A 3,246-nucleotide genomic window follows, 5' to 3' on the forward strand; every position below is an offset into this window, starting at 1 on the left:
CGCAGCAGCTGTGGATGGACAAGCGGCCCACGGTGCTGCTGGTCACCCACGACCTGCGCGAAGCCGCCTACCTGGCCACGCGCATCTGCGTGATGAGCGCCAGGCCGGGTCGCATCCTGGAAGACCGCGCCGTGCCCTTTGCGCGGCCCCGCACGCTGGCCATGAGTTATGCACCCGAGGTCTCGGCCCTGGTGCAGGAGCTGCGCCTGCGCATCGCCGAGGCGCGCACCGCAGCCGATGCGGCGCAGAACGTCATCGCCCTGGAAGAAAGGAAGGCCGCATGAGCGACTCCACGCCCAAGATCTCGCCGCGCCTGCGGCAACGGCTGCTGTCGGCTTCGGCCCTGGTCGGCTTTTTCCTGCTGTGGGAGCTGGTGTGCGTGGCCAGCGGCGTCAGCGACCTGGTGCTGCCGCGGCCCAGCCAGATCCTGCAGGTGCTGCTGGAGAAGATGCCGCTGCTGTGGCCGCACACGGTGCAAACGCTCTACACCACGCTGGTGGGCTTTGCGCTGGGGGTGGCGGTGGGCATCGTGCTGGGGCTGCTCATCGGCTCATCCCGCACCGCCTACGACGTGGCCTATCCGCTGCTGGTGGGCTTTTCCAGCATCCCCAAGGTGGCGGTGGTGCCGATCTTCGTGGTGTGGTTCGGTGCCGGCACGGTGCCGGCCATCCTCACCTCGCTGGTCATCAGCATCTTTCCGGTGGTGGTGAACGTGGCCACCGGCCTGGCCAGCACCGAGCCCGAGCTGGAAGACGTGCTGCGCGTGCTGGGTGCGCGCAAGCGCGACATCCTGTGGAACGTGGCCTTGCCGCGCGCCCTGCCCTACCTGTTCGCCTCGCTCAAGATCGCGATCACGCTGGCCTTCGTGGGCACGGTGCTGGCCGAGACGGTGGCGGCCAACAAGGGCATCGGCACGGTGATGATGATCGCCAGCGGCAACTTCGACGTGCCCATGGTGTTCGCGGGCCTGCTGATCCTGGCGGTGCTGGGCGTGGTGCTGTATGCGATGTCTTCGTGGCTGGAGCAGCGCATGACCGGCTGGGCCCAGCGCAAGACCGACCTGGGCATGGCTTCCTGATACGGTGCGGGCATGAACGACAGCATTCGACAAGCCCCGGTGCCGCTGCGCAGCGTGGCCGTGTTCTGCGGCTCCAACTTCGGCAGCTCGCCCGACTATGCGCAGGCCGCGGCGGCTTTGGGCACCGCCCTGGCCGCCCGCGGCATCACGCTGGTGTACGGCGGCACCCACAAGGGCTTGATGGGCGTGGTGTGCGATGCCGTGCTGGCCGCCGGCGGCACGGCGGTCGGCATCATCAACCAGCGGCTGTACGACCGCGGCCACCTGCACCCGCGGCTCACCCGCCACGAGGTGGTGGCCCACATGCGGCTGCGCAAGGCGCGCATGGCCGAGCTGGCCGATGCCTTCATTGCGCTGCCCGGTGGCCTGGGCACGCTGGAAGAACTGCTGGAAGCCGCCACGCTGACCCAGCTGGGCGACCATGTGAAAGCCTGCGGCATGCTCAACACCCGCGGCTTTTACGAGCCGCTGCGCGCCATGCTGGCCACCGCCACCGAAGAAGGCTTCATGAAGCCCGAGCACCGCGACATGCTGGTGGTGCAGGCCGAGCCGCATGCCCTGCTCGACGCCCTGGCCGCCTGGCAGGCGCCCACCGTCACCAAGTGGATCGGCCAGCCCGGTTCCTGACCCTTTCACGCACGCCCACACAAGGTCCTGCATGCCCCAGATCCGCATCACCGCCGGCGGCCACACCTTCATGGCCGAGACCCACCCCGACGCGCCCGAGACCGTGGCCGCCTTCCTGAAGCTGCTGCCCTACCGGCAAAAGCTGATCCACGTGCGCTGGAGCGGCGAAGGCTGCTGGGTGCCGCTGGGCGACTACGTGCTGGAGAACGAGGGCCGCCGCGTCGGCTTCGAGAACCACACCAGCCACCCGTCGGTGGGCGACATCCTGTTCTACCCCGGCGGCTACAGCGAAACCGAGATCATCCTGGCCTACGGCAGCTGCAGCTTCAGCAGCAAGATGGGCCCGCTGGCGGGCAACCACTTCCTCACCATCACCGAAGGCCGGCAACAGCTGCGTGCGCTGGGCACCCAGGTGCTGTGGGAAGGCGCGCAGGACGTGCTGTTCGAGCGGGTGGACTGATGGCGATGGACACAAGCACTTCACTCGTCATCCACGGCGGCCTGCTGCTGGCCGATGGCGACAGCCCGGCCCGCCCGGCCGACCTGCTGATCGGGGGCGAGACCATCAGCGCCATCGGCGCGCCCGGCCAGTTCGATGCGCTGGCAGGCGCCCGCCGCCTGGACGCCACCGACCGGCTGGTGATGCCGGCCTGGGTCAACGGCCATACCCATGCCCACGGCGGCCTGGGCCGCGGCGCGGTGGCCGACACGGGGCTGGAAGGCTTTCTGGCCGCCTCGCCCGCCATCAACGGCCAGCGCGGCCTGGACGACCTGGCCCTCAGCGCCACGCTCACCGCCGTTGAATTGCTGAAGAAGGGCTGCACCGCGCTGTTCGACATGACCAGCGAGTTCCCGCTGCCGACGGTGGCCGGGCTGCATGCGGTCGCGCGGGCGTACGAGGCGGTAGGCATCCGCGCCGTGGTGGCGCCGATGATGGCCGACCGCACGCTGTACCAGGCCTACCCCGAGCTGCTGGACACGCTGCCCGAGCCGTTGAAGGCCCAGGCCGCGCAGGCCCGCGCCGCCGATCCGCAGGCCTGCCTGGCCGCGGTGCGCGCAGCGGCGCAGGACTGGCCCTTCGACACCGGCCGCATCCGCCTGGGCATCGCGCCCACCATTCCGCTGCATTGCTCCGACGCTTTCATGCAGGGCTGTGCGCAGCTGTCGGCCGAGTTCGGCCTGCCGATGCAGATCCACCTGGCCGAAAGCCAGCAGCAGGCCGTGTTCGGCGAGCAGCGCTACGGCAAGAGCCTGGTGTCGCACATGCACCGCCTGGGCCTGCTGAGCGAGCGGCTCAGCGTGGCCCACGCCATCTGGATCGACGACGACGACATCAGCCAGCTGGCCGCGGCCGGCGTCACCGCCATCCACAACCCCTTGAGCAACCTGCGCCTGGGCTCGGGCGTGGCGCCGGTACGCCGCATGGTGGAACGTGGCCTGCGCGTGGGCCTGGGCAGCGACGGCGCCAACACCTCCGACACGCAGAACCTGTTCGAGGTGGCGCGCATCGCGGCCTACCTGTCGCGCATCGTCGGCGCCGA

The 3,246-nt window shown here is 69.8% G+C and carries 4 protein-coding genes and 1 pseudogene; all 5 read left to right on the forward strand.

Features of this window, described 5'->3' with window-relative positions:
* Nucleotides 1-284, forward strand: a pseudogene (locus ABNT58_RS04345) (hypothetical protein); the annotation flags it as partial.
* Nucleotides 281-1,078: an ABC transporter permease gene (locus ABNT58_RS04350; RefSeq protein WP_348752285.1), complete on the forward strand. Its 798-nt coding sequence runs from the start codon at nt 281-283 to the stop codon at nt 1,076-1,078. The pseudogene ABNT58_RS04345 and the gene ABNT58_RS04350, both read left to right, overlap by 4 nt.
* A gap of 12 nt (nt 1,079-1,090) precedes the next feature.
* Nucleotides 1,091-1,705 (forward strand): TIGR00730 family Rossman fold protein, encoded by a 615-nt coding sequence (locus ABNT58_RS04355; RefSeq protein WP_348752286.1) that lies wholly within the window; start codon nt 1,091-1,093, stop codon nt 1,703-1,705.
* A 31-nt stretch (nt 1,706-1,736) separates the two neighbouring features.
* On the forward strand, nt 1,737-2,165 hold the full coding sequence (locus ABNT58_RS04360; RefSeq protein WP_348752287.1) for a DUF3830 family protein: 429 nt from the start codon (nt 1,737-1,739) through the stop codon (nt 2,163-2,165).
* A gap of 5 nt (nt 2,166-2,170) precedes the next feature.
* On the forward strand, nt 2,171-3,246 hold a 1,076-nt coding region (locus tag ABNT58_RS04365; protein WP_348752288.1), incomplete at its 3' end, for an amidohydrolase family protein.

This window comes from uncultured Aquincola sp. (genome assembly GCF_964001545.1).
GTDB lineage: Bacteria > Pseudomonadota > Gammaproteobacteria > Burkholderiales > Burkholderiaceae_C > Aquincola.